This window comes from Pseudoxanthomonas sp. LjRoot143 (assembly GCF_964252945.1).
Taxonomy (GTDB): domain Bacteria; phylum Pseudomonadota; class Gammaproteobacteria; order Xanthomonadales; family Xanthomonadaceae; genus Pseudoxanthomonas_A.
Genome location: NZ_CAXUPM020000001.1, coordinates 3,015,689 through 3,039,907, shown reverse-complemented (window position 1 = coordinate 3,039,907; position 24,219 = coordinate 3,015,689). Strand labels below are relative to the sequence as shown.

At 68.1% G+C, this 24,219-nt stretch carries 20 protein-coding genes; 11 read left to right on the top strand and 9 right to left on the bottom strand.

Going from position 1 to position 24,219, the window contains the following annotated elements; all coding sequences use genetic code 11:
* Nucleotides 1-81: 81 nt before the first annotated feature.
* The 3 genes from ACSQ1W_RS14715 to ACSQ1W_RS14705 are packed head-to-tail and all read right to left on the bottom strand — an operon-like array spanning nt 82 to nt 4,373.
* Nucleotides 82-795, bottom strand: coding sequence for a phosphoadenylyl-sulfate reductase (locus tag ACSQ1W_RS14715; RefSeq protein ID WP_436044402.1), 714 nt, complete (start codon nt 793-795; stop codon nt 82-84).
* On the bottom strand, nt 792-2,495 hold the full coding sequence (gene cysI / locus ACSQ1W_RS14710; protein WP_436044401.1) for an assimilatory sulfite reductase (NADPH) hemoprotein subunit: 1,704 nt from the start codon (nt 2,493-2,495) through the stop codon (nt 792-794). The genes ACSQ1W_RS14715 and cysI overlap by 4 nt, the downstream gene beginning before the upstream one ends.
* Nucleotides 2,496-2,507: 12 nt before the next feature.
* Nucleotides 2,508-4,373, bottom strand: coding sequence for an assimilatory sulfite reductase (NADPH) flavoprotein subunit (locus ACSQ1W_RS14705; protein WP_436044400.1), 1,866 nt, complete (start codon nt 4,371-4,373; stop codon nt 2,508-2,510).
* A gap of 203 nt (nt 4,374-4,576) precedes the next feature.
* On the opposite strand from ACSQ1W_RS14705, the gene cysD reads away from it, so the two are divergent.
* The 7 genes from cysD to ACSQ1W_RS14670 all read left to right on the top strand — a co-directional run bounded on the left by cysD (nt 4,577) and on the right by ACSQ1W_RS14670 (nt 14,806).
* Nucleotides 4,577-5,488, top strand: coding sequence for a sulfate adenylyltransferase subunit CysD (cysD, locus tag ACSQ1W_RS14700; RefSeq protein ID WP_436044399.1), 912 nt, complete (start codon nt 4,577-4,579; stop codon nt 5,486-5,488).
* A complete protein-coding gene (gene cysN / locus ACSQ1W_RS14695; protein WP_436044398.1) occupies nt 5,488-7,377 on the top strand; it encodes a sulfate adenylyltransferase subunit CysN in 1,890 nt (629 codons plus the stop codon). The genes cysD and cysN overlap by 1 nt, the downstream gene beginning before the upstream one ends.
* Nucleotides 7,378-7,541: 164 nt before the next feature.
* Nucleotides 7,542-8,642 carry an efflux RND transporter periplasmic adaptor subunit gene (locus ACSQ1W_RS14690; protein ID WP_436044397.1) on the top strand — a complete coding sequence of 367 codons (1,101 nt, stop codon included), beginning with the start codon at nt 7,542-7,544 and terminating at the stop codon, nt 8,640-8,642.
* 5 nt (nt 8,643-8,647) lie between these two features.
* Entirely contained in the window at nt 8,648-11,782 is a 3,135-nt protein-coding gene (locus tag ACSQ1W_RS14685) for an efflux RND transporter permease subunit (RefSeq protein WP_436044396.1), read from the top strand.
* The gene (locus ACSQ1W_RS14680; protein ID WP_436044395.1) at nt 11,775-12,326 is read left to right on the top strand and encodes a GNAT family N-acetyltransferase; all 552 of its coding nucleotides are present in this window, start codon (nt 11,775-11,777) and stop codon (nt 12,324-12,326) included. Before ACSQ1W_RS14685 ends, ACSQ1W_RS14680 begins: the two co-directional genes overlap by 8 nt.
* A 115-nt stretch (nt 12,327-12,441) precedes the next feature.
* On the top strand, nt 12,442-13,941 hold the full coding sequence (locus ACSQ1W_RS14675) for an alanine/glycine:cation symporter family protein (protein ID WP_436044394.1): 1,500 nt from the start codon (nt 12,442-12,444) through the stop codon (nt 13,939-13,941).
* A gap of 1 nt (nt 13,942) precedes the next feature.
* Nucleotides 13,943-14,806 carry a TrmH family RNA methyltransferase gene (locus ACSQ1W_RS14670; RefSeq protein WP_436044393.1) on the top strand — a complete coding sequence of 288 codons (864 nt, stop codon included), beginning with the start codon at nt 13,943-13,945 and terminating at the stop codon, nt 14,804-14,806.
* 63 nt (nt 14,807-14,869) lie between these two features.
* On the opposite strand, the gene ACSQ1W_RS14665 is transcribed toward ACSQ1W_RS14670, so the two are convergent.
* The 4 genes from ACSQ1W_RS14665 to ACSQ1W_RS14650 all read right to left on the bottom strand — a co-directional run bounded on the left by ACSQ1W_RS14665 (nt 14,870) and on the right by ACSQ1W_RS14650 (nt 17,909).
* Complete coding sequence (locus ACSQ1W_RS14665) at nt 14,870-16,258, bottom strand: M28 family peptidase (RefSeq protein ID WP_436044392.1); 1,389 nt, start codon at nt 16,256-16,258, stop codon at nt 14,870-14,872.
* A gap of 93 nt (nt 16,259-16,351) precedes the next feature.
* Nucleotides 16,352-16,756 (bottom strand): large-conductance mechanosensitive channel protein MscL, encoded by a 405-nt coding sequence (gene mscL / locus ACSQ1W_RS14660; RefSeq protein WP_436046201.1) that lies wholly within the window; start codon nt 16,754-16,756, stop codon nt 16,352-16,354.
* 105 nt (nt 16,757-16,861) lie between these two features.
* Entirely contained in the window at nt 16,862-17,569 is a 708-nt protein-coding gene (locus tag ACSQ1W_RS14655) for a fumarylacetoacetate hydrolase family protein (protein ID WP_436044391.1), read from the bottom strand.
* 64 nt (nt 17,570-17,633) lie between these two features.
* Nucleotides 17,634-17,909 (bottom strand): hypothetical protein, encoded by a 276-nt coding sequence (locus ACSQ1W_RS14650; protein ID WP_192272919.1) that lies wholly within the window; start codon nt 17,907-17,909, stop codon nt 17,634-17,636.
* Between the two features lie 88 nt (nt 17,910-17,997).
* Between ACSQ1W_RS14650 and ACSQ1W_RS14645 the strand changes: the two genes are divergently transcribed.
* Nucleotides 17,998-18,321 carry a Rieske (2Fe-2S) protein gene (locus tag ACSQ1W_RS14645; RefSeq protein WP_192272917.1) on the top strand — a complete coding sequence of 108 codons (324 nt, stop codon included), beginning with the start codon at nt 17,998-18,000 and terminating at the stop codon, nt 18,319-18,321.
* Between the two features lie 9 nt (nt 18,322-18,330).
* On the opposite strand, the gene ACSQ1W_RS14640 is transcribed toward ACSQ1W_RS14645, so the two are convergent.
* The gene (locus ACSQ1W_RS14640) at nt 18,331-19,416 is read right to left on the bottom strand and encodes a methyl-accepting chemotaxis protein (RefSeq protein WP_436044390.1); all 1,086 of its coding nucleotides are present in this window, start codon (nt 19,414-19,416) and stop codon (nt 18,331-18,333) included.
* A gap of 221 nt (nt 19,417-19,637) precedes the next feature.
* On the opposite strand from ACSQ1W_RS14640, the gene pncB reads away from it, so the two are divergent.
* Nucleotides 19,638-20,807: a nicotinate phosphoribosyltransferase gene (gene pncB / locus ACSQ1W_RS14635; RefSeq protein ID WP_436044389.1), complete on the top strand. Its 1,170-nt coding sequence runs from the start codon at nt 19,638-19,640 to the stop codon at nt 20,805-20,807.
* A gap of 41 nt (nt 20,808-20,848) precedes the next feature.
* The gene (locus ACSQ1W_RS14630; protein ID WP_436044388.1) at nt 20,849-21,676 is read left to right on the top strand and encodes a DUF3667 domain-containing protein; all 828 of its coding nucleotides are present in this window, start codon (nt 20,849-20,851) and stop codon (nt 21,674-21,676) included.
* 58 nt (nt 21,677-21,734) lie between these two features.
* Here the strand turns inward: ACSQ1W_RS14630 and ettA are convergent, their stop codons facing one another.
* Nucleotides 21,735-23,402 carry an energy-dependent translational throttle protein EttA gene (gene ettA / locus ACSQ1W_RS14625; protein WP_192272905.1) on the bottom strand — a complete coding sequence of 556 codons (1,668 nt, stop codon included), beginning with the start codon at nt 23,400-23,402 and terminating at the stop codon, nt 21,735-21,737.
* 215 nt (nt 23,403-23,617) lie between these two features.
* On the opposite strand from ettA, the gene ACSQ1W_RS14620 reads away from it, so the two are divergent.
* Nucleotides 23,618-24,127 carry an RcnB family protein gene (locus ACSQ1W_RS14620; protein WP_436044387.1) on the top strand — a complete coding sequence of 170 codons (510 nt, stop codon included), beginning with the start codon at nt 23,618-23,620 and terminating at the stop codon, nt 24,125-24,127.
* Nucleotides 24,128-24,219: the final 92 nt, after the last annotated feature.

Below are 24,219 nucleotides of genomic sequence, written 5' to 3'. Positions count from 1 at the left end.
GCGCGACGGACCCCGCGATGCGGCGACGAAACCGGGGTGGACCGGTGCGAACGGATCAGCCGGGCGGCCGCCGTCCGCGCATCAGACGTCGATGTGGATGCCGCACTCGCGCTTGAGGCCGTTGAAGCGGGTGTCTTCCTCGCGCATGCCGGGCTCCCAGCGCCGCGTGGTATGGAAGTCGCCGATCGACACGTAGCCCTGCTCCCACAGCGGGTGGTAGGGCAGGTCGTGCTGCTTCATGTACTGCCAGACGTCGCGGTCGGTCCAGTCGGCGATCGGGTTGACCTTCCAGCGCTCCTCGCGCCGCTGCAGCACCGGCGTGTTGGCGCGGCTGGTGGCCTGGACGCGGCGCAGACCGGTGAACCATGTGCCGACGCCCAGTTCCTTGAGCGCGCGCTTCATCGGTTCGACCTTGCGCAGGCTGTTGTACTGCTCGATGCCGACCAGGCCCTGTTCCCATAACCGGCCATGGCGCGCTTCCATCCAGGCGCGGCTGACCAGCGGACGGAACACCTGCAGGTTGAGCTGCAGCCGTTCGACCAGCTCGTCGGCGAAGCGGTAGGTCTCGGGGAACAGGTAGCCGGTGTCGATCAGCACCACCGGGATGTCCGGCTTCTGGCGCGTGACCATGTGCAGCAGCACCGCGGCCTGCGCACCGAAGCTCGACGACATCGCCGCTTCCGCCGGCCCGTGCTTGAGCGCCCAGGCGACACGCTGCTCGGCGGTCTGTGCTTCCAGCGACGCGTTGTGCTCGGCGATCTGGTCCGTGTCCAGGGAAAGGGCGAGGGCGCTCATGCGTGCAGTTCCAGTGCGATCTGTCGGTGTGTGGGATAGGCGGGCAGGGCGACCACGCCGCTGCGGTGCAGGAAGTCGCCGAAGCCTTCGTCGCCGTCGCGTTCGCCGGCGTAGCGGGCGAACAGGCCGTCCAGCGTGTCGAGGATGGCGGGCTCGTCGATGTTCTCGCGGTACAGCGTGTTGAGGCGCTGGCCGCGGGCGTCGCCGCCGAGCATCAGGTTGTAGCGGCCGGGCGCCTTGCCGACCAGGGCGATCTCGGCGAGATAGGGGCGCGAGCAGCCGTTCGGGCAGCCGGAGATGCGCAGCACGATCGGCGCGTCGCGCAGGCCGTGCTTGTCCAGCAGCGGCTGCAGGCGTTCGGTGAAATCGGGCAGGTAGCGCTCGGCCTCGGCCATCGCCAGCCCGCAGGTCGGCAGCGCCACGCAGGCCACGGCGGCGCGTTGCAGCGCCGTGCCCAGGCGTTCGCCGGCATCCAGTCCGTGCGCCTTCGCCAGCGCGTCGATGCGCTCGCGCTCGCCGGCGGGCACACCGGCGATGACGAGGTTCTGGTTCGCCGTCATCCGGAATTCGCCGCGGTGCACGTTGGCGATCTCGCGCAGGCCCGTCAGGTGTGTGGCATGCGCGGTATCGGCGATGCGACCGGCGTACAGGTGCAGGGTCAGGTGCCAGCGACCGTCCTCGCCTTCCACCCAGCCGTAGCGGTCGCCGTTGTGTTCGAAGCGGAACGACCGTACCGGCTGCAGCGTCACGCCGCTGCGGCGCTCGATCTCGGCGACCACCGTAGCCAGCCCGTGATCGTCGATGGTGTACTTGAAGCGCGCACGCTTGCGCTGCACGCGGTTGCCGAGGTCGCGCTGGGTGGTGACCACGGCGGTGGCGACGTCCAGCAACTGTTCCGGGGTGATGAAGCCGACCACGTTGCCGACGCGCGGATAGGTTTCGGCATCGCCATGGGTGGCGCCCATGCCGCCGCCGATGACCAGGTTGAAGCCGGCCAGCGCACCGTCTTCCAGCACGGCGATGAAGCCGAGGTCGTTGGCGAACACGTCCACGTCGTTGACCGGCGGCACGGCAAAGCCGACCTTGAACTTGCGCGGCAGGTAGGTGGCGCCGTAGATCGGCTCCTCTTCCTCGCCGCTGCCGGCGACGCGCTCCTCGTCCAGCCAGATCTCGTAGTAGGCGCGGGTGTTGGGCAGCAGGTGTTCGGACAGCTTCGCCGCCCAGGCCTGCACCTCGGCATGCGCGCGCGATTCCAGCGGGTTGGCCGCGACCAGCACGTTGCGGTTGACGTCGCCGCAGGCGGCCAGCGTGTCGATCAGCGCGGCGTTGATGGCCTGCATCGTCGCCTTCAGTTCGCGCTTGATCACGCCGTGGTACTGGAAGGCCTGGCGCGTGGTGATGCGCAGCGAATGGTTGGCGTACTGCGTGGCGATGGCGTCCAGCTTCAGCCACTGCTCCGGCGTGACCACGCCGCCCGGCGTGCGCGTGCGGATCATGAACTGGTAGGCCGGCTCCAGCTTCTGCCGGCGTCGCTCGTCGCGCAGGTCGCGATCGTCCTGCTGGTAGCTGCCGTGGTACTTGATCAGGGTCTGGTCCGACTCGCGCAGCGCGCCGGTGACCGGATCGGCCAGGCTGTCGAGCAGGCTGCCGCGCAGGCGGTTGCTCTCGGATTTGATGTCTTCGACGGAATGGCTGCTCATGTTCGGATTCCGTCAGTACACATCGCGGCCATAGCGGCCGTCGGTCTGCAGGGTGGTCAGGTAGTCGCGCGCGGCGTCCTCGTCCACGCCGCCGTGCTCCACCACGATGGCCTGCAACGCCGCGTGCACGTCCTTGCCCATCGCGATGGCGCCGCAGACATACAGGTGCGCGCCGTTCTGCAGCCAGTCGTAGACGTCGCGGCCGCGCTCGCGCAGGCGGTCCTGCACGTAGATCTTGCGGGCCTGGTCGCGTGAGAACGCCAGGTCCAGGCGATGCAGTTCGCCGCTGCGCAGCGCGTCCTGCCATTCGCTCTGGTAGAAGAAGCCGTGGTTGAAGTGCTGCGCGCCGAAGAACAGCCAGTTGCGGCCGCGTGCGCCGGTTTCCGCACGCTCCTGCACGAAGCCGCGGAATGGCGCGACGCCGGTACCCGGCCCGATCATCAGGATGTCGCGGCTGCCGTCGGCCGGCACGCGGAAGCGCTCGTTGGCCTCGATATAGACCGGCACCTGGTCGCCTTCCTCGCGCGCGGCCAGGAAACCGCTGGCCGCGCCGCCATGGGCGTGGCCGAACGCGTCGTAGCCCAGCACGTCGACGGTCAGGTGCGCTTCCTCGCCCACGCGCTTGCGGCTGGAGGCGATGGAATACAGGCGCGGCGCCAGCGGACGCAGAGCGGCGACCAGTTCCTGCGCGGACCAGCCCGCCGGCCAGCGGCGCAGCACGTCGACCAGCTGGTGCGTGTTGAACAGCTGCGCCAGGCTGGCGTTCTGCGCGGGCGCGAGCAGGGCGTTGAGGTCGTCGGCCTGCGCATGCGCGGCATGGGTGGCGAGGAACGGGCGCGACAGGCGGGTCAGTTCGCGGCGCGCAGCCAGCCATTCGCGCAGCGGCAGGGTGTCGCCGCCGTCGCTGACGCCGGTCTCGCCGTCCAGGCGCAGCGCCTCGAGCACGCCCTCGACCAGCGCGCCGGGATTGCGGTGGCGCACGCCGAGTGCGTCGCCCGGCTCGTAGTGCAGGCCGCTGCCGTCCAGCGACAGCTCGATGTGGCGCACATCCTTGTCGGCGGTGCCGTGTTGTCCGAAGCGCGGGCCCTTGAAGTCACGTCCGCTGATGCGCTGGTTGAGCAGCAGCTCGGCCGGGAAGGGGTGTTCGTGCGACCACACCGCCGCCTGGCCGGGGCGCAGCGGCGTGACCGTCGCCAGCGCCGTCGTGGCGGCCGGTGCCTTCAACAGCTCGCGGGCCTGGGTCAGTGCCTGCTCGCGCCACGGGGTGGCGACGGTATCGATGTCGAGATCGGCCGCGCCGGCCGGAATCAGGCGGGTCGCCCCCAGCTCGGCCAGGCGGGCATCCAGGCGCTGCGAGATGCCGCAGAAGTCCGCATAGCTGGAGTCGCCGAGGCCGAGCACGGCGTACTTCAGCTCAGGCAGCTTGGGCGCGCGCTTGCCGGCGATGAATTCGACCAGGCCGATGCTGTCGTCCGGCGGATCGCCTTCGCCCTGGGTGCTGATGACGATATAGAGCAGGCGCTCGCTGGCCAGTTCGCGCTGCGGGTAGGTATCGGCGCGCAGCAGACGGACCGACAGGCCGGACGCTTCGGCCTGCTGGGCCAGCGCTTCGGCGGCCCGGCGGGCGTTGCCGGTCTGGCTGCCGTAGACGATGGTCAGGCGCTGGGCGGCCTGCGTGGCCACCGCGGGAGCGACCGCCTTCGTCGGCGGGGTGGCGGGCGAGGCCTGCGGAGCCAGTTGCGCCTGCGCAAGCCCGGCGGCGTAGCCGGAGACCCACCACAGGCTGGCGCCGTCCAGTCCGGCCACTGCCTGGGCCAGCAGCGCCCGCCGTTCCTCCGCGAGGGGGATGGGGGCGAGGACAGGCTGGGTGGCGGACATCGGCGTGGCCCGTGGGCGCGACTGGGACGACCGATGTTAGGAAGGCGTTGCGCCGGCCAGAAAGGACGCATGGTTATGGGCTTATGTCGCCCGCTTATTTCGTCCGCATGAGCGCCCGGCCGAATACTGGCCTGCCTCCCGGACCCCGTGGCGACGCCTGCTAGGCTAGCCCGTCCGGTCCACCGTCCCCGCTGCCCGCCTCGATGACCGCCGTACCCCGCCTGTCCCACCTCGACCGCCTGGAAGCGGAAAGCATCCACATCCTGCGGGAGGTCGCCGCCGAGTTCCGCAATCCCGTGCTGCTGTACTCGGTGGGCAAGGACAGCTCGGTGCTGCTGCACCTGCTGCTGAAGGCGTTCGCCCCGGCCCGCCCGCCTATCCCGCTGCTGCACGTGGACACCCGCTGGAAGTTCCGCGAGATGATCGCCTTCCGCGACCAGCGCGCCGCCGAGACCGGCGTGGACCTGCGCGTGCACATCAACCCCGACGGCATCGCCCGCGACATCGGCCCGATCAGTCACGGCGCCACCGTCCATACCGACGTGATGAAGACCCAGGGGCTGAAGCAGGCGCTGGACCACTACCGGTTCGATGCCGCCATCGGCGGCGCTCGCCGCGACGAGGAGAAGTCGCGCGCCAAGGAGCGCGTGTTTTCCTTCCGCAACGACAAGCACCGCTGGGATCCGAAGAACCAGCGCCCCGAGCTGTGGAACCTCTACAACGCGCGCATCAACACCGGCGAGAGCGTGCGGGTGTTCCCGCTGTCGAACTGGACCGAGCTGGACATCTGGCTCTACATCTACCGGGAGAACATCCCCGTTGTGCCGCTGTACTTCGCCGCCGAACGGCCGGTCGTCGAGCGCGACGGCGCCTTGCTGATGGTCGATGACGAACGTCTTCCGCTGCGTGCGGGCGAAGTGCCGCAGCAGCGCCGCGTCCGCTTCCGCACGCTGGGCTGCTATCCGCTGACAGGCGCGATCGAGTCCGAGGCCGACTCGCTGGAAAAGATCATCGCCGAGATGCTGGTGACCACCAGCTCGGAACGGCAGGGGCGCGTGATCGATCACGATCCCGGCGCGTCGATGGAGAAGAAGAAGCTGGAGGGCTATTTCTGATGAGCACGCTTGTCGACAGCGCCCCTACCGATATCGCCAGCTACCTCAAGCAGCACGAAGACAAGCCGCTGCTGCGCTTCATCACCTGCGGCAGCGTGGACGACGGCAAGAGCACGCTGATCGGCCGCCTGCTGTACGACAGCAAGCGCCTGTTCGACGACCAGCTGGCTGCGCTGGAGAAGGACAGCCGCAAGCACGGCACGCAGGGCGAGCGCATCGATTACGCGCTGCTGCTGGACGGGCTGGCCGCCGAGCGCGAGCAGGGCATCACCATCGATGTGGCGTACCGCTACTTCGATACCGACCGGCGCAAGTTCATCGTCGCCGACTGCCCGGGCCACGAGCAGTACACGCGCAACATGGCCACCGGCGCATCGACCGCGGACCTGGCCGTCGTGCTGGTGGACGCGCGCAAAGGGCTGCTGACGCAGACCCACCGGCACAGCTACATCGTCTCGCTGCTCGGCATCCGCCACGTGGTGCTGGCGGTAAACAAGATGGATCTGGTCGATTTCGACGAGGCCGTATTCGAGCGTATCGCCGCCGACTACCGCGCGCTGGCGCAGCGGCTGGGCATTGCCGAGGTCACCTGCATCCCGCTGTCGGCGCTGGAAGGCGACAACCTGTCGTCGCGCTCCACGCGGACGCCTTGGTACTCCGGCCCCGCCCTGCTCGAACACCTGGAGCAGGCACAGGTCGACGCACAGGAAAACGAAAGCGGCCTGCGCCTGCCGGTGCAATGGGTGAATCGCCCACACCAGAATTTCCGCGGCTACGCAGGCACGATCGCCGTCGGCGAGGTGAAGCCGGGCGACGAGGTCATCGCGCTGCCATCCGCGCGACGCTCGCGGGTGGCGCAGGTGTTCGGCGCCGATGGCGAGGTGGCCTCGGCATCCGCAGGACAGGCCGTGACCCTCACGCTCACCGACGAGATCGACATCAGTCGCGGCGACGTCATTGCAGCCGGCGGCGATCCGCCGGAGGTGGCCGACCAGTTCGCTGCGCACGTGCTGTGGATGTCGGACGCGCCGCTGCTGCCGGGGCGGCCGTATTGGCTGAAGATCGGTGCCCGCACCGTCGCGGCCACGATTACGGACATCAAGCATCGCATCGACGTGAACACGCAGGAGCACCTGGCCGCCAAGCGCCTGGAACTCAATGAGGTGGGTTACTGCAACCTCAGCCTGGACGAGCCGATCGCCTTCGAGGCCTATGCACGCAATCGCGCGCTGGGCGGCTTCATCCTGATCGACCGCTACGACAACACCACGGCAGGCGCGGGTACGCTCGACTTCGCATTGCGTCGCGCCGGCAACGTGCACTGGCAGCACGTCGACGTCGACCGGGCCGCGCGGGCACGCCAGAAGGGCCAGGCGCCGAAGGTGCTGTGGTTCACCGGCCTGTCCGGCGCGGGCAAGTCGACGATCGCCAACCTGGTCGACAGGCGCCTTCACGCGTTGGGCTACCACAGCTTCCTGCTCGATGGCGACAACGTGCGCCACGGCCTAAACCGCGACCTCGGCTTCACCGACGAGGACCGCGTGGAGAACATCCGCCGCGTCGCGGAAGTGGCGAAGCTGATGGCCGATGCCGGCCTGATCGTGCTGGTCAGCTTCATCTCGCCGTTCCGCGCCGAGCGGCGGATGGCGCGCGAGCGGTTCGCTGAAGGCGAGTTCATCGAGGTCTTCGTCGACGTGCCACTGGCGCTGGCCGAGGCGCGCGACGTGAAAGGCCTCTACAGGAAGGCACGCGCTGGCCTGATCCCGAACTTCACCGGCATCGATTCGCCCTACGAAGTGCCCGAACAGCCCGACGTGCACCTGCAGGCGGGTGAGCACGATCCCGAGGCGCTGGCGCTGCAGGTGCTGGCGAAGCTGGGGCTGGAGTAACCTGCCGACCGGCCTGCCATGGCCGGCAAGGGTCATTGGTCATGGTCCGGCGTGTGCACCACACGCCCTTTGGCGCGTTTCAGGCACCAACCGCCGCATCCGCTGCGCTTTGCGTCATGCGGGCCCGGTAAACTGCCTGAATAACGACGATTACGGGATGGTCCATGCTCAACCGATTCGCCCCCCGCGCCCTGTTGGTCGCGCTGCCCCTGGTGTTGCTCACTGCCTGTGGCGGTGACAAGGGCGCACAGGCGAGGGCCAACGGCAATGCGGGTGAGCGTCCGATCCCGGTCACCACCCAGGTCGTGCAGCCGGGCGCGTGGAACGACACCCTGCAGGCGCTGGGCACGGCGAAGGCCCGTGAGTCCGTCACCCTGACCGCCAAGGTCAGCGAGATCGTGCAGGACGTGCATTTCGAAAGCGGCCAGCAGGTCGCGGCGGGCCAGACGCTGGTGACGCTGAAGGGCGACGCCGCGCAGGCCACGCTGGTGCAGGCGGAGGCCACCTACGCCGAAGCCGAACGCCTCTACCGCCGGCAGAAGGAACTGGCCGACCAGCAGCTGATCGCGCGCTCGCAGCTCGACACCCAGCTGGCCCTGCGCGATGCCGCCGCCGCACGCGTGCGCCAGGCGCGCGCCGACATCGGCGACCGCAGCGTGCGTGCGCCATTTGCCGGCGTGCTCGGCATCCGCCAGGTCTCCCCAGGCTCGCTGATCACCGCCAACAGCAGCATCGCCACGCTGGACGACATCTCGCGCATGTACGTGGATTTCCAGGTACCGGAAGCGGCGTTGGCCTCGGTCGCCGCCGGCAACGCGGTCACCGCCGGTGCGACGGCGTATCCGGGCGAGACCTTCGAAGGCACGGTCGAGACCGTCGATGCGCGCATCGACACGGCCACGCGTGCGGTAACGGTGCGCGCGGTGTTCCCGAACCCCGACCGCAAGCTGCGCCCCGGCATGCTGCTGGACGTGCGCCTGTTCCGCCCGGAGCGTCAGGCACTGGTGATCCCGGAGATCGCGGTGGTGCAGGTGGGCCGCGACTCCTTCGTCTACCGCGTGAAGGCGGATGGCAGCGTCGAGCAGGGGCCGATCACTGCCGGCGTGCGCCGTGATGGTCGCGTCGAGATCGTCAAAGGCGTGGAAGCCGGCGACCGCCTAGTCATCGACGGCACCGGCAAGCTGCGACCTGGCGTGAAGGTCGCCGACGCCGCGCCGGCGGCTCCGGCGAAGCAGGACGCGCCCGCCGCCGACGGCCAGGGCTGAGCGTCATGAAGCTCTCCGATCTGTCGATCAAGCGCCCCATCTTCGCGGTGGTGGTCAGTCTGCTGCTGGTCGTGCTGGGCGTCATGTCGTTCATGCGCCTGACCCTGCGCGAGTTGCCCAACATCGATCCGCCCATCGTGTCGGTGGAAGTGAACTATCCGGGCGCCTCTGCGGCCGTCGTCGAGACGCGCATCACCCAGATCCTCGAGGACGGCCTGTCCGGCATCGAGGGCATCAAGACCATCCAGTCGAGCAGCCGCAACGGCCGCGCCGACGTCACCATCGAGTTCAATCTCAGTCGCGACATCGAGGCCGCCGCCAACGACGTGCGCGACCGCGTCAGCCGCGTGATGAACCGCCTGCCGGACGAAGCCGATCCGCCGCAGATCTCCAAGGTCGAGGCCGACGCCGACGTCATCATCTGGTTGAACATGCGCTCCACCGTGATGGACACGATGGAGCTGACCGATTACGCCGACCGCTACGTGCTGGACCGCCTGTCCGCACTGGACGGCGTCGCGCGCGTGCAGCTCGGCGGCGGGCAGCGCTATGCGATGCGCATCTGGCTGGACCGCGAAGCGATGGCCGCGCGCGGCGTGACCACCAACGATGTCGAGACCGCGCTGCGCGCGCAGAACGTCGAACTGCCTGCCGGCCGCATCGAATCGCAGACGCGCGACTTCACCCTGCGTGTCGAGCGCGGCTACCAGCGCCCCGAGCAGTTCGCCCAACTGCCACTGCGCAAGGGCACCGACGGCTACGTGGTGCGGCTGGGCGACGTGGCGCAGGTCGAGCTCGGCGCCGAGGAGCGCCGCTCCTACCTGCGCAGCAACGCCGTGCCGAACGTCGGCCTGGGCATCGTGCGCACATCGACCGCGAACGCGCTGGATGTCGCGCGCGCGGCGCGCGCCGAGGCCGAGGTCATCCAGCAGACGCTGCCGGAAGGCACCGACATCTTCGTCGCCTTCGACAGCACCACCTTCATCGAAGCCTCCATCGAGCGCGTGTACTGGACGCTGGCCGAGGCGATGGTGCTGGTGTTCCTGGTGATCTGGCTGTTCCTCGGCAGCCTGCGTGCCGCGCTGATCCCGGCAGTGACGGTGCCGGTCTGCCTGATCTCCGCGTTCATCGCGCTGTATGCGTTCGGCTTCTCGATCAACCTGCTGACCCTGCTCGCGCTGGTGCTCTGCATCGGCCTGGTGGTCGACGACGCCATCGTGGTGCTGGAGAACGTGCAACGCCGCGCCGACCTTGGCGAGCCGGCGCTGGTCGCGGCGCGACGCGGCACCACCCAGGTGGCGTTCGCGGTGATCGCGACCACCGCGGTCCTGGTGGCGGTGTTCCTGCCGGTCGGCTTCATGGAAGGCAATACCGGCCGCCTTTTCCGTGAACTCTCGGTGGCGCTGGCGGCGGCGGTGGCGATTTCCGCCTTCGTCGCGCTGACGCTGACGCCGATGATGTCGTCCAAGCTGGTGCGCCCGCATACCGAGCCGCGCGGACTCAACGCCTGGACCAACCGCACGCTGACCCGCGTCAGCGACGGCTATGGCCGCCACGTCGAGCGGCTGGTCGGCCTGACCGGCAAGCGCATCCTCGGCCTGGTGCTGGCGGCGATGGCGCTGTGCGGCATCGCGATCGCCGTGCTCGGCCTGCGCGTGCCCAGCGAACTGGCGCCGGCGGAAGACCGCGGCCGTTTCTTCGTCATGGTCGACGGTCCGGAAGGCGCGGGCTTCGACTACATGGTCAACCAGATGCAGCAGGTCGAGCGCATCGTCATGGGCCAGGTCGGCGGCGACAAGCCGATCGAGCGCGCCAACTCGCGCGTGCCGCGCGGTTTCGGTGGCAGCGAGGATATGCATACCGGCCAGGTGATCGTGTTCCTGCAGGACTGGCACGAGCGCGAGGCCACCACCGACGACGTGGTCAACGGTCTGCGCGCCGAGCTGTCCAAGTTGCCCGGCGTGCAGGCGCGCGCCAACGTGGCCGGTGGCCTGGTGGGCAGCCGCGGCCAGCGCTACCAGCTGGTGCTGGGCGGCCCCGACTACGCGGAACTCGCGCAGTGGCGCGACCGCATCCTGCAGCGGATGGAAGGCAATCCCGGCATCCAGGATCCGGACTCGGACTACAAGGAAACACGTCCGCAGATGCGCGTGAACATCGACCGCGATCGTGCCGCCGACCTCGGCGTGTCGGTGCAGGAGATCGGACGCACGCTGGAAACGATGATGGGTTCGCGCCAGGTGACCACGTACGTGGACAACGGCGAGGAATACGACGTCATGCTGCAGGCCGGCCGCGACAAGCGCGCCAATACCGAAGACCTCGCGCAGACCTATGTGCGCGGCAGCGACGGCGCGCTGATCCCGCTGTCCAATCTGGTGACGCTCAGCGAGATCGCCGAGCCCGGTACGTTCAACCGTTTCAACCGCCTGCGCGCCATCACCATCAGCGCGGGCCTGGCGCCCGGCTACACGATGGGCGAGGCGCTGGAGTGGACGCGGCAGACCGTATCCGAGGAGCTGCCGGACTACGCGCAGATCGACTGGAAAGGCGAGTCGCGCGAGTACCAGGAAGCCGGCGGCGCGATCCTGCTGACCTTCACGCTGGCGCTGCTGATCGTCTACCTGGTGTTGGCGGCGCAGTTCGAGAGCTTCATCCACCCGCTGATCATCATGCTGACCGTGCCGCTGGCGGTGCTGGGCGCGTTGATCGGCCTGTGGGTCACCGGCGGCACGCTGAACCTCTTCAGCCAGATCGGCATCGTGATGCTGATCGGTCTGGCGGCGAAGAACGGCATCCTGATCGTCGAGTTCGCCAACCAGCTGCGCGACGATGGCGCCAGCGTCGCCAAGGCCATTGCCGAATCCGCACGCGTGCGCCTGCGCCCGATCCTGATGACGTCGGTGGCCACCGTGGTGGGCGCCATTCCGCTGGTCGTCGCGGGCGGTCCCGGCTCGGCGAGCCGCGCCACCATCGGCATCGTGGTGATCTTCGGCGTGACCTTCTCCACGCTGCTGTCGCTGTACGTGGTGCCGGCGTTCTACGCGCTGCTCGCGCCGTTCACGCGTTCACCGGAAGCGGTGGCGCACGAGCTGAGCAAGCTGGAGGCGGAAACGCCTTCCGTCGGTGGCCATGGCTGATGCCGGCGCGCGCCCGTTCGACGGCGTGCGCATCGAAGGCGAGGGGTTCCTGCTGCGCGCATGGCGGCAGGATGATATCGAGGCCCTGCTGCGCCATGCGGACGATCCGCAGGTGCCGCGCGGCCTGAGCGACCGGTTTCCACACCCCTATACGCGGGCCGACGGCGAGGCGTTCCTCGCCGGTCGCGTGGTGGATTTCGCGCATCCGGTGTTCGCCATCGAGATCGGTGGCGAGGCCTGCGGTGGCATTGCCGTGCGTCCCCATGCGGGCGAGAAGGCGCACAGCGCCGAACTGGGCTACTGGCTCGGCAGGGGGCGTTGGGGGCAAGGCCACATGACCCGCGTGGTGGCGGTCTACCTCGACTGGGTGGCGCCCGCGCTGGCGCTGCACCGCGTCGAGGCCAACGTGCTGGATACCAATCCCGCCTCGGCGCGCGTGCTGGAAAAAAACGGGTTCGCCGAAGAAGGCCGGCGACGCGATGCCATCCGCAAGCCGGACGGACTGCACGATCTGCGGCTTTTCGGAAGGATCTGGCCCGGCTGACCGTTTCCGGGGACTGCGCGAAAGGGCAGGTTGCGGTTATCTTGCAGGGGTCCGGCGGCGCATCCGCGCACAGCCTTCCCGCCTCCCGCCCCTCACTGTCCGGAGATCCCTCTCTGTGGAAGCCTTTTTCAACTGGTTGAACGGCATCATCTGGAGCAATGCGCTGATCGCGCTCTGCCTGGGTGCCGGCCTGTGGTTCACCCTCCGCACCCGCGTCATGCAGGTGCGCGGCTTCGCCGAGATGTGCCGCCTGACCGTCACCGGGCAGAAGTCCGAGGCGGGCGTGTCCTCGTTCCAGGCGCTGGCGATCTCGATGGCCGGCCGCATGGGCATCGGCAACATCGCCGGTGTCGCCACGGCGATCGCCTACGGTGGTCCCGGCGCGGTGTTCTGGATGTGGGTGATGGGCTTCCTGGGCGCGTCGACCTCGTACATCGAGTGCACCCTGGCGCAGATCTACAAGGAAAAGGACGCCGAAGGCCGTTACCGCGGCGGTCCGGCCTACTACATCGAAAAGGCGATGGGCCTGAAGTGGTATGCGGTGACGTTCGCACTGGCCACCGTGATCGCCGCGGGCTTCCTGCTGCCGGGCGTGCAGGCCAACGCCATCGCCGACAGCGCGACCAACGTGCTCTGCGGCACAGCGGGCTGCGAGTCGCTCGGTGGCGTGGGCGGCATGAAGCTGTGGATCGGCCTGGCCGTGGCGGCACTGCTGGCGGTCATCATCTTCGGCGGCATCAAGCGCATCGCCACCTTCGCCGAGGTCGTGGTGCCGTTCATGGCGCTGGGCTTCATCCTGATGGCGGTCACCGTGATGATCGTCAACGCCGGCAAGGTGCCGACGATGTTCGCCGACATCTTCTCCAGCGCGTTCGGTGCGCATGCGGCCTTCGGCGCGATCATCGGCCAGGCCATCATCTGGGGCGTCAAGCGCGGCATCTACGCGAACGAGGCCGGGCAGGGCACCGGCCCGCACGCCGCCGCCGCCGCCGAGGTCTCGCATCCGGCCAAGCAGGGCTACGTACAGGCGTTCGCGATCTACTTCGACACCATGCTGGTCTGCACCTCGACCGCGTTCCTGGTGCTGTCCACCGGCATGTACAACACCTTCAAGAGCGTCACCGAAAACGGCAAGGACACGCTGGTGGAGATCTTCTCCGGCGTACCCGGCGTGCAGCCGTCGGAGGGCGCCAAGTTCACCCAGGCCGCCGTCGAGTCGGTGCTGCCGGGCTGGGGCGCGGGTTTCGTGGCACTGGCGCTGTTCTTCTTCGCCTTCACCACCATCATGGCCTACTACTACATGGCCGAGACCAACCTGACCTATCTGGCCGGCGTGAAGAAGACGCATCCGCTGGCGACGCTGCTGCTGCGCCTGGGCATCGTGGGCATGGTGGTGTTCGGCGCGTACCACAACGCCGCGATGGCGTGGACGCTGGGCGACATCGGCGTGGGTCTGATGGCGTGGTTGAACGTCGTCGCCATCCTGTTCCTGCAGAAGCCGGCGCTGATCGCGCTGCGCGACTACGAACGGCAGAAGAAGCTCGGCCTGGATCCGACCTTCGATCCGGATGCACTGGGCATCCGCAACGCCGATTTCTGGAAGACCAAGGCCTGACGTGAGCAATCCCTGGAACAACCGCCCGCCGCGAGGCCCCGGCAACCCACCCGACCGGCGGCGTCCGCCGCGTGCGCCGGACGAGCGCGCGCCGCGCAACGAGGCGCCGCGTGAGGAGCGGCCTGCGGGAGCTTCGCGCAGCGAGCTGCGGTTGTATGGACTCAATGCCGTGCACGCGGTGTTCGCACGCCGACCCGAGGCGATCCGCAAGGTCTATCTGATCGAGTCGCGCATTCCGGCGCTGAAGCCGCTGCTGGCCTGGTGCGTCAAGCAGCGCGTCGGCTATCGCGTGGTGGAGGAAGGCGATCTAGACCGGCTCGCCGCCAGCACGCACCATGAAGGCGTGGTCGCCGATGTACTGAAGGTCGAGCCGGCGCCGATGGGCGACTGGCTGCGCACGCTGCCAGAGGGAAAACCCGTGGCAGCGCTGTGGCTGGACGGCGTGGGTAATCCGCACAACTTCGGCGCGATCCTGCGGTCGGCCGCGCATTTCGGCGTGGCCGGGATCCTGCTGCCGCGCGACTCGACGCTGGCGATTTCCGGCGCGGCCGCGCGCGTCGCCGAAGGCGGCGCCGAGCAGGTGCCATTGGTGCGCATGGGGCAGACCGACAATGCGGCGGCACAACTGCGGAATGCGGGATTCTCGCTGGCCGCGACGGTCGTACGTGGTGGTGACGATCTGTTCGCGGCCCAACTGCCGCAGCGCCTCGTCTACGTGATGGGTGCGGAAGGCGAGGGCATGGATGCACGCCTTGCCGACGCCTGCGATGCACGCCTGTCGATTCCCGGCAGCGGCGCCGTCGAGAGCCTCAACGTCGCCGCCGCGACCGCGGTGTTCCTCGCCCAGTGGAAGCAGCGTCTGTAGAGCGGAGCTTGCTCCGCTGCTCTTTCTCGCGATCCGATAGCCGAGCAAGCTCGGCTCTACGCCTCATTCCTTGAGCTGGCTGCCGAAGTCACCATCGGCCTCTGCCGCCAGATAGGCGAATACGGTGTACGCGGCGACGTTCTGCGCCAGTGCGGCGGGATCGATCTTGTCCAGCGTGTCGTCGGCGTTGTGGTGCAGGTGGAAGTAGTCGCTCCCATCCTGCGCCAGCCATGCCCACGCCATGCCTTTCGCCGCGAACGGACTGATGTCCGGGCCGGCGCTGCCCTTGCCGGGCGCGTACTCGATGCCCAGCGGCGCCAACGCCTGCGCGATCTGCTCGGTGGCCTTGCGCGCGTGTTCCGGCGCGCCGGTATTGAAGGCATAGATGCGGCCCGCGCCGAAGTCGCTCTCGGCAGCGATCTGGTGGCGGGTGATGTCGGCCAGGTGCTTCTCGGCATAGGCCTTGCCGCCATAGAGGCCCTGCTCCTCGTTGGCGAAGGCGATCACGCGGATCGTGCGCTTCGGCGCCTGCTTCAGTTTGCCGATCAAATGTCCGGCGGCCATGGTGATGCCGATGCCGGCGCCATCGTCGATCGCACCGGTGCCCAAGTCCCACGAATCCAGATGGCCGCCGATCACCACGACCTCCTTCGGCAGGCTGCGCCCGGTGATCTCGCCGATAACGTTGTGCGAGGTGTATTCGCCGTCCCAGCCGCAGTCCAGCGCCAGCGACACCCGCACCGGGCCGCGCTGCAGCAGGCGCGCCAACTGGTCGGCATCGGGAATGGTCAGCGAGGCCGACGGCACCGGCGTCAGGCCGTCATCGAAGCGGGTGATGCCGGTATGCGCGACGCGGTGATTGTCGGTGCCGGCCGAGCGCATCAGGAACGCCAGCGCGCCTTTGCGGATCGCCGCCGACGGCCCCTTCGAACGGATCGCGCCGCCGTTGCGGTAGTCGCTACCATCGCGTGCGGCCTTCATCTGGTAGTCGACGAACGCGATCTTGCCGGCCAATGAACCCTCCGGCGCGGCTTCCAGTGCGGCCAGGTCGGCGAAGCGGACGATCTCCGCCTCCACCGTGCCGGCCGGGCTGCCGCCCAGCGCGGTAATGGTGATCGGCTGGGCGTGCGCACCGACGATGGCGGCGTGTTCGCTGCGGCGCACCCACTTGGGGAACGTCACCGGCTCCCGCCATACCTTGTCGAAGCCGAGCGCCTTGAACTTCGCTTCTGCCCATGCCACGGCTTTCGCGTCGGCTTCGCTGCCCGCCAGGCGCGGGCCGATCTCGGTGGTCAGCGACTCCACGACTTTCCAGCCGGTGTCGTCGGCCAATGCCTGTTCGCGCAGCGTGGCGGCCGTCGCGAGAGCGGCGTCGGGGATGCGGGTTTCGCGCTGGGCGGCGAAGGCGGGAACGGCGAGGGTCAGTGCGAGCAGCAGCGGAGCAAAGCGCATGGCGTATCCCGGAAAAACGAAGGCCACGAGCTTAGCAGCCCGCGGCCTCGCGGTTCCTTTGCCGGTGTTGCCGGTTAGGAATGCAGCGTCCGCTTACTTCTTCAGCGAATCGCGGATCTCGCGCAGAAGCAGCACGTCTTCGGGCGTCGCGGCGGGTGCGGCCTCCGGCTTGCGGTGCAGGCGGTTGACTGCCTTGACCAGCAGGAAGATCGCGAAGGCGACGATGACGAACTGGATGACCGTATTGAGGAACTCGCCGATGCCGATGACGACGGCGGGGACCTCCTTGCCGGCTGCATCGATGGTGGCCTCCTTCAGCGTCCAGGCCCACTTGGAGAAGTCGACACCGCCGACCAAAAGACCGATGGGCGGCATGATGATCTTGTCGACCAGCGTGGTGACGATCTTGCCGAACGCGGCGCCGATGACGACACCGACCGCCAGGTCGACCACGTTGCCGCGCGCGATGAACTCCTTGAACTCGCTGACCATGCCCATGCCGGTTTCCTCATCCATCGACGCCATCGCGCCATCGGGAGCGACTATAACGCGCGTGGCGTGGCTTGTTGACTGACATTGGCGGCACCGGCCACCGCGCTCGCCTCAACCGACGATGCGTCCCTGCAGCGTCACCACACCATCCAGCGACGCAGCGAACGTGTCGCCCGGCGCCAGCGCAGCCACGCCCGCCGGCGTGCCCATGAAGATCAGGTCGCCGGCCTTCAGCGCGTAGAGCTTCGACAGTTCGATGAGGATATCGGGCACGTCCCAAATGAGGTCGTGCAGCGCGCCGTGCTGGCGCGTCTGGCCGTTCACCTGCAGTGTCAGCGTGCGGCCGTCGAGGTCGCCCGCCTGGTCCACGGCCACCAGATCGCTGATCGGCGCGGAATGATCGAAGCCCTTGCCGGTGTCCCAGGGCAGGCCCTTGGCCTTGGCGGCGGCCTGCAGGTCGCGTCGGGTCAGGTCCAGGCCCACGCCGTAGGCGACCACCAGCGAGGTGGCGGCTTCGCGGCTCAGGTCGCCGGACGGTGCGTCGGTGCCAAGGGCCGCCACCAGTTCGACCTCATGGTGGAGATCCTGCGTGCCGGGCGGATAGGGGACGTCGGCATCGCCGGTGACGATGGCGTCGGCCGGCTTGTGGAAGAACACCGGTGTACCGCGCTCGGCTTTCGAGGTCGGGGCGCTGGCGCCCATCTCTCGCGCATGGTCGGCGAAATTGCGGCCGACGCAGAAGATGCGGCGCACCGGAAACGTGGCGCCGCCGCGCACGGGCACGCGGGGAACGGGGGGAGCGGGAATGAGGTCGGTCATGGCGGCCGGACGAGGAGCAGACGGCCGCTGAGTGTAGGCGGGAACCGGGTTCCCGCGAATGACATCAGCGCGGCAGCGGCAGCACCGGCTTGCGGACCACGTGGTATTCGGCATCCACCACGCGGGCGTCGCGCGCCTGCGGTTTGCCGCGCTGGCGCACCAGCTTGTACACCAGGCCGGCCGCGATCATGGCGGCGCCGACGAACACGCTGAAGAACACCAGCACGCCCAGCAGTGCGACGCCCAACAGGCCCAGGCCGACCCGCAGCAGCGGATGGCGCGGCTTGCGCGGAGCGAAGGCGTGGCGGAAGGCGTTGAACTGGAAGTGGCGTGCGTACATGGCGTTGCGTCGTGCAGAATGCGGCGGGGGCCGGTGCCGCAGTATCGGATGACCGTTATGTGACCGTGTGAGGACTTCGTTAAACGCCATGCGACTGAGTGCACTGAATGACATCGTCGACGGTGGTTTTGCCGAGGTAGAGGCCACGATCGGCGACGATGCCGAGTCATTGATCCTCTTCCGGGACGGCGAAGACGTCCGCGCCTGGCTGAACGTCTGCCCGCATGCGGGCCGTCGACTCGACTGGGCGCCGGGCCAGTTCCTCAAGAGCAAGGAGGGCCACCTGGTCTGTGCGGCCCACGGCGCTTCCTTCGAGCTGGTTCGCGGCGATTGCGTGGCGGGGCCGTGCCGCGGCGACTCGCTGCGTGCGGTCGCCGTGCAGGTGCGCGACGACGGCGTCTGGCTGGCCTGAGCGGCAGCCTCAGTCGACGCCCTGCACGATCACGCAATGCCAGCCGGTGCGGTAGGTCTCGTAGCCCGGTGACGCGGCATGCGCGACGCAATGCGCGCGGCCATCGATGACCAGGTCGACGGCCGCGCGCGACTGGGCTAACAACGCGGCACGGCCGGGAAAGTCCAGGCGAGGTGACGTCGCGTCACCGCCCGCCGTATCGGCCAGCACGTGCCCCTGCCCATCGACGATGCAGACCCGGCTGCGACGCCACTCGGCCTCCGACAGGGGCGTGCGTTCGACGATGGTCTGCGCGAGCGCGTCCCAGCGGAACACGATGCCGAGCACGCCGAGCGGGCGACCCGTCACGCGACCGCCCTCGCGCACCGTGCAGGCGTACACGAGCACGCGCTCGCCGCCCGCCAGCGGGCTGGCATGCATCGACTGGAAGCCGAATGCCTCGCCACTGGCGGTGGCCATCGCCGACTGGAACCAGACCTGCTGCGCCACCGACTGGCCCGCCGAGCGGTACTGGCGCGGCCGTCCATTGGCGGTGACGTTGCCCTGCAGATCGGCGAGTACCAGGTCGAAATAGACGGTGTACGAATCGAGGATCTGGCCGAGGCGCTGGCTCGCGTGGGCGAGCGCTGCCGGGCGCGGGTCCTGCACGGCCGCCACCATGGCGGCGTCGGTCGCCCACCAGCGTACGTCGCAGCTGCGCTCGTACAGGTTGCGGTCGATCAGGTCGATGTTGGCCAGCGCCAGATCGGTCAGGCGGGTACGACGGACATTGGTCTGCAACTCGTCCAGCCGCTCGCGCAGGTCGGTGCTGGTGCGACCCGCCATCTGGTCGATCTCGCGCGCCGTATCGCTGACCCGCCGCGACAGCGTATCCATCTCTTCCGCGATCACGCCGAAGCTGCGCCCGGCCGTGCCGATGCGGACGGCCTCGATGCGGGCGTTCATCGAGATGATGCGGGTGACGCGGTTGATCTCGTCGATCTTCTGCAGCGACTGGCGCAGCTGCTTCAACAGCGAGTCCGACAGTCCGGACACGGACTGGATGTGGTCGTCGATGCCGGCGTCGGATGCGGAAGCGGCGGGGCATGCGTTCATGGATCTCCTTGCGCGGAAGGGCGGGCGGTGCGGCGTCGCAGGCGGCGGTACGCGATCGATCCCGTGATTGAGGCGCTATCGGCGAGCGCGCGGACCGCTTTAATCGGCACCTTGGCGGTGCAGGATTTCCCCGTCATGGGGCAGTGCACCGAGATCGACTGCGATGGCACGCGCGCGCCGTGCGACCATGGAGACCCCCGACGGCACCTGGCGTGACCGGCATGATGATCCCCTCGCTGCTCGACACCGACCTCTACAAGCTGACGATGATGCAGGCGGTGCTGCACCAGCACCCGGGCGCGCAGGTGCTGTACCGCTTCAAGTGCCGCACGCCGGGCGTGGACCTGGTGCAGCACCTCGACGCGATCTCCGCGGAGATCGACCGGCTCTGCACGCTGCGTTTCAGCGACGACGAACTGCGTTTCCTGTCCACGCTGCGCTACATCAAGCCGGACTTCGTCGACTTCCTGGAGCAGTTCCAGCTGCGCCGCCGCCATGTGCACATCGCGCCCTCCACGCAGGTGCCGGGCGAACTGGACCTGACCATCGATGGTCCGTGGCTGCAGACCATCCTGTTCGAAGTGCCGGTGCTGGCGATCATCAGCGAGACCTGGATGCGCGCGCAGCCGGACGGCGACGCGCAGGAAGGCGAGCGCCGCCTGCGCGCCAAACTGGGGCGGCTGCGCGATGTCGCGCCGGACTGCACCATCACCGACTTCGGAACGCGGCGACGCTACTCGCACGACTGGCACGCCCGGCTGCTGCCCATCTGCCAAGAAGTGCTGGGCGGCCAGTTCGTCGGTACCAGCAACATCCACTTCGCGCGCCTGTACGGCATGACGCCGCACGGCACGATGGCGCACGAGTGGTTGCAGGCGTTCCAGCAACTGGGCCCGCGCCTGCGCGATTCGCAGCGGGCAGCCTTCGAGGCATGGGCGCAGGAGTACCGGGGCGACCTGGGCATCGCGCTGTCGGACGTCGTGGGTCTGGACGCGTTCCTGCGCGATTTCGACCTGTACTTCAGCAAGCTGTTCGACGGCATGCGCCACGACTCCGGCGACCCGTTGGCCTGGGGCGATCGTGTCATCGCACACCTCGAGTCGCAGCGGATCGACCCACAGGGCAAGACACTGGTCTTCAGTGACGGCCTGGATATCGACGCTGTGCTGCGCATCCACGCCCACTTCCGTGGGCGCTGCAAGGTGGGCTTCGGCATCGGCACCAACCTGACCAACGACCTCGGCCCGAAACCGCTGCAGTTGGTGCTGAAGATGGTGCGCTGCCAGGGACAGCCGGTCGCCAAGGTCAGCGATACGCCCGGCAAGGGCATGAGCGACGATCCCGATTTCGTGGCCTACCTGCGCAAGGTGTTCGGACTGCCGATGGAGTGAGGCGGCCGCTGCTTTCCCAAACGCAGGTGCTCCGCTCTAGAATGCGACGCTTTGCAGCCATGGGGATGGCGATGTCGGATACGGGGAAGTGCGCCAACTGCGCACGGGCGATGGATGGTCACGAGCAAAAGTTCTGCCCTGCCTGCGGTCAGCCGACGCCGGCGCATCGCATCGACTGGCATTTCCTGGGGCACGAGCTGGAGCACAGCGTGCTCCACATGGATCGGGGCATCCTCTATTCGCTCAAGGAGCTGATGCTGCGGCCGGGGCATCTGATGCGTGCCTATCTGGAAGGGCGACGGGCGAACCAGGTCAAGCCGCTTTTGCTGCTCATGATTTCGGCTGCCGCGGTAGTGGTGCTGGGGAAGTACCTGCTGGGAGGCGATCTGGTGGGATCGGCGATGCAGGCTGGCTACTCACAGGGGCGTGCCATGGGCGGTGGCGACGTCGCCGATCCTGTGGTGGTAACGAGCACGTTCGCGATGGTGAGGGATTGGATCAACGGCCATCTCACGGCCTTCACGCTGCTGTGCCTGCCGCTTGAAGCTGCCGCGTTCCGACTGGCGTTCCGTGGGCGCGGGCTGAACTATCCCGAGTGGCTCGTGGTGTCGGCCTTCCTGACGGTGCAGACATTCGTTTTCATGGCGGTCGCCGTATCGGTGCAGCGTTGGGTGCCGAGCGTGCAGGCGTGGATTCTGCCTGTCGTCTTCGTGTATGCGGTCTTCTCCTTGATCCAGCTGTTCCAGCATCACTCGCGTTGGGCAACCGCATTTCGTGCCTTGGTGGGTCTGGTGATGTTCGTGCTGGCCCAGAGTCTGTTTACCGCACTGATCGTTGCCGTCCTGCTGGTGGCATCCGGCTTGCGCTGATCGAGCACAAAAAAACGCCGGCCTTCGCCGGCGTTTCCAGGGCGGGGCGAGAAGTGGCTTACTTCAGCGCCTTGAAGCGCAGACGGTGCGGACGCGCGCCTTCTTCGCCCAGACGACGCTTCTTGTCTTCCTCGTACTCGCGGTAGTTGCCCTGGAAGAACTCCACGTGCGAATCGCCTTCGAAGGCGAGGATGTGCGTGGCGATGCGGTCCAGGAACCAGCGGTCATGCGAAATGACGAAGGTGTTGCCGGGGAATTCCAGCAGCGCGTCTTCCAGCGCACGCAGGGTTTCGATGTCCAGATCGTTCGACGGTTCGTCGAGCAGCAGCACGTTGCCGCCCTGCAACAGCGTCTTCGCCATGTGCAGGCGGCCGCGCTCACCACCGGACAGCGAGCCGACCATCTTCTGCTGGTCCTGGCCCTTGAAGTTGAAACGGCCGATGTAGGCGCGCGACTGGATCTCGACGCCGTTGATGTTGAGGATGTCCAGGCCGCCCGAGATTTCCTGGAAGACGTTGTGGTTGCCTTCCAGCTTGTCGCGGCTCTGGTCCACGTAGGCCAGCTGCACGGTCGGGCCTTTGACGATCTCGCCGGAGTCCGGCTTCTCCTGCCCGGTGATCATCTTGAACAGCGTCGACTTGCCGGCGCCGTTCGGGCCGATGATGCCGACGATGGCGCCGCCCGGGACCAGGAAGCTGAGGTTGTCGATCAGCAGGCGGTCGCCGAACTTCTTGGAGACGTTCTTGAACTCGATCACCGAGTTGCCCAGGCGCTCGCCCGGTGGGATGAAGATCTCGTTGGTCTCGTTGCGGCGCTGGTAGTCGACCGACTGCAGTTCTTCCAGGCGGGCAAGGCGGGCCTTGCCCTTCGAGCGGCCGCCCTTGGCGTTCTGGCGCGACCACTCCAGTTCCTTCTGGATCGCCTTCTGGCGGGCCTTTTCCTGGTTGTCTTCCTGCTTCAGGCGCTCGTCCTTCTGCACCAGCCAGTCGGTGTAGTTGCCCTTCCACGGAATGCCGCGGCCGCGGTCGAGTTCGAGGATCCACTCGGCAGCGTTGTCGAGGAAGTAGCGGTCGTGGGTGACGGCCACCACGGTGCCGGTGTAGCGGGCGAGGAACTGCTCCAGCCACTCGACGGACTCGGCGTCCAGGTGGTTGGTCGGTTCGTCGAGCAGCAGCATGTCCGGCTTCTGCAGCAGCAGGCGGCACAGCGCGACGCGGCGCTTCTCACCGCCGGAGAGCTTGCCGACGATCGCATCCCACGGTGGCAGGCGCAGCGCATCGGCGGCCACGTCCAGCTGGTTTTCCAGCGTATGCGCGTCGCCCGCGGCAAGGATGGCTTCCAAGCGTTCCTGCTCCTTGGCCAGCGCATCGAAGTCGGCGCCTTCTTCCGCATAGGCGGCGTAGACGGCTTCCAGCGCGGCCTGCGCCTGCAGCACGTCGCCCACGCCTTCCTCGACGGCCTGGCGGACGGTGTGCTCGGGATTCAGTTCCGGCTCCTGCGCCAGATAGCCGACCTTGATGCCGGGCTGCGGGCGGGCTTCGCCTTCGAAGTCGGTGTCCACGCCGGCCATGATCTTCAGCACGGTGGACTTGCCCGCGCCATTCAGGCCCAGCAGGCCGATCTTCGCGCCCGGGAAGAACGACAGCGAGATGTCCTTGATGATCTGCCGCTTCGGCGGGACCACCTTGCTGACCCGGTTCATGGTGTAGATGTATTGCGAGGACATGCAGGCTCCGGTACGCAGGCCCCGGCGCCCGGCCGGGCAGCGGCGGGCGATGGGGCAAAGGGGAAGGCGGCGATTATAGCCGTTCGGGCCCGGCCGACCGGCGGCTGAATACATTTCCTCTACCTGGCGTTGACGCGGCCGTAACCGTTTTCCAGCGGGAATCGGTTCAGATGTGATCGGCATGATGGGCTCACGTGCCACACAGAGGGCTTTCCATGAACACCAAGCGTCTTTTCCAGAGCATGGCCTGCGCCGTCCTGGCCTTCGCGGTCACCGCTCCCGTGCTGGCGCGCGACGACCGCGGCCACGACCGGGGCCGTTCGCATCACTACGACCGCCGTGACGACCGTCGCGATGATCGCCGCGACTGGCGAGAAGATCGTCGGGACGACCGCCGCGACCACCGCGACCAGCGCCAGGCCTATCGCCATGGTTACAACGACGGACGCCGGGATGATCGCCGCTACGACCGTCGTTACGACGACCGCCGCTACTACGCCCCGCCACGTGTCGTGTACCGCCCGGCGCCGAGCTACCACCGCTGGGCCCGCGGCCAGCGCTACCGCGACCATTACCGGGGTCCGGTCTACGTGGTGAACGACTACGGCTACTACCACCTGCGTCGTCCGCCCCGTGGCTACCACTGGATCCGCGACGACCGCGGCAACATGCTGATGGTCGCCATCGCCACCGGCATCATCGCCGACCTGCTGCTGCACCACTGAGCCGGCCGGCCCGATGTCCCCGAAAAGCGCGCTCCGGCGCGCTTTTCCTTTTCCGGGCCCGGGTGGACGGGGCCGGCGGAGGCCTGGCGGGC

Bases quoted from the DNA above. Each gene is read 5' to 3' on its own strand.
- ACSQ1W_RS14715 (WP_436044402.1), bottom strand. From the start codon at position 795: ATGAGCGCCCTCGCCCTTTCCCTGGACACGGACCAGATCGCCGAGCAC.
- cysI (WP_436044401.1), bottom strand. From the start codon at position 2,495: ATGAGCAGCCATTCCGTCGAAGACATCAAATCCGAGAGCAACCGCCTG.
- ACSQ1W_RS14705 (WP_436044400.1), bottom strand. From the start codon at position 4,373: ATGTCCGCCACCCAGCCTGTCCTCGCCCCCATCCCCCTCGCGGAGGAA.
- cysD (WP_436044399.1), top strand. From the start codon at position 4,577: ATGACCGCCGTACCCCGCCTGTCCCACCTCGACCGCCTGGAAGCGGAA.
- cysN (WP_436044398.1), top strand. From the start codon at position 5,488: ATGAGCACGCTTGTCGACAGCGCCCCTACCGATATCGCCAGCTACCTC.
- ACSQ1W_RS14690 (WP_436044397.1), top strand. From the start codon at position 7,542: ATGCTCAACCGATTCGCCCCCCGCGCCCTGTTGGTCGCGCTGCCCCTG.
- ACSQ1W_RS14685 (WP_436044396.1), top strand. From the start codon at position 8,648: ATGAAGCTCTCCGATCTGTCGATCAAGCGCCCCATCTTCGCGGTGGTG.
- ACSQ1W_RS14680 (WP_436044395.1), top strand. From the start codon at position 11,775: ATGGCTGATGCCGGCGCGCGCCCGTTCGACGGCGTGCGCATCGAAGGC.
- ACSQ1W_RS14665 (WP_436044392.1), bottom strand. From the start codon at position 16,258: ATGCGCTTTGCTCCGCTGCTGCTCGCACTGACCCTCGCCGTTCCCGCC.
- mscL (WP_436046201.1), bottom strand. From the start codon at position 16,756: ATGGGCATGGTCAGCGAGTTCAAGGAGTTCATCGCGCGCGGCAACGTG.
- ACSQ1W_RS14655 (WP_436044391.1), bottom strand. From the start codon at position 17,569: ATGACCGACCTCATTCCCGCTCCCCCCGTTCCCCGCGTGCCCGTGCGC.
- ACSQ1W_RS14650 (WP_192272919.1), bottom strand. From the start codon at position 17,909: ATGTACGCACGCCACTTCCAGTTCAACGCCTTCCGCCACGCCTTCGCT.
- ACSQ1W_RS14645 (WP_192272917.1), top strand. From the start codon at position 17,998: ATGCGACTGAGTGCACTGAATGACATCGTCGACGGTGGTTTTGCCGAG.
- ACSQ1W_RS14640 (WP_436044390.1), bottom strand. From the start codon at position 19,416: ATGAACGCATGCCCCGCCGCTTCCGCATCCGACGCCGGCATCGACGAC.
- pncB (WP_436044389.1), top strand. From the start codon at position 19,638: ATGATGATCCCCTCGCTGCTCGACACCGACCTCTACAAGCTGACGATG.
- ACSQ1W_RS14630 (WP_436044388.1), top strand. From the start codon at position 20,849: ATGCGACGCTTTGCAGCCATGGGGATGGCGATGTCGGATACGGGGAAG.
- ettA (WP_192272905.1), bottom strand. From the start codon at position 23,402: ATGTCCTCGCAATACATCTACACCATGAACCGGGTCAGCAAGGTGGTC.
- ACSQ1W_RS14620 (WP_436044387.1), top strand. From the start codon at position 23,618: ATGAACACCAAGCGTCTTTTCCAGAGCATGGCCTGCGCCGTCCTGGCC.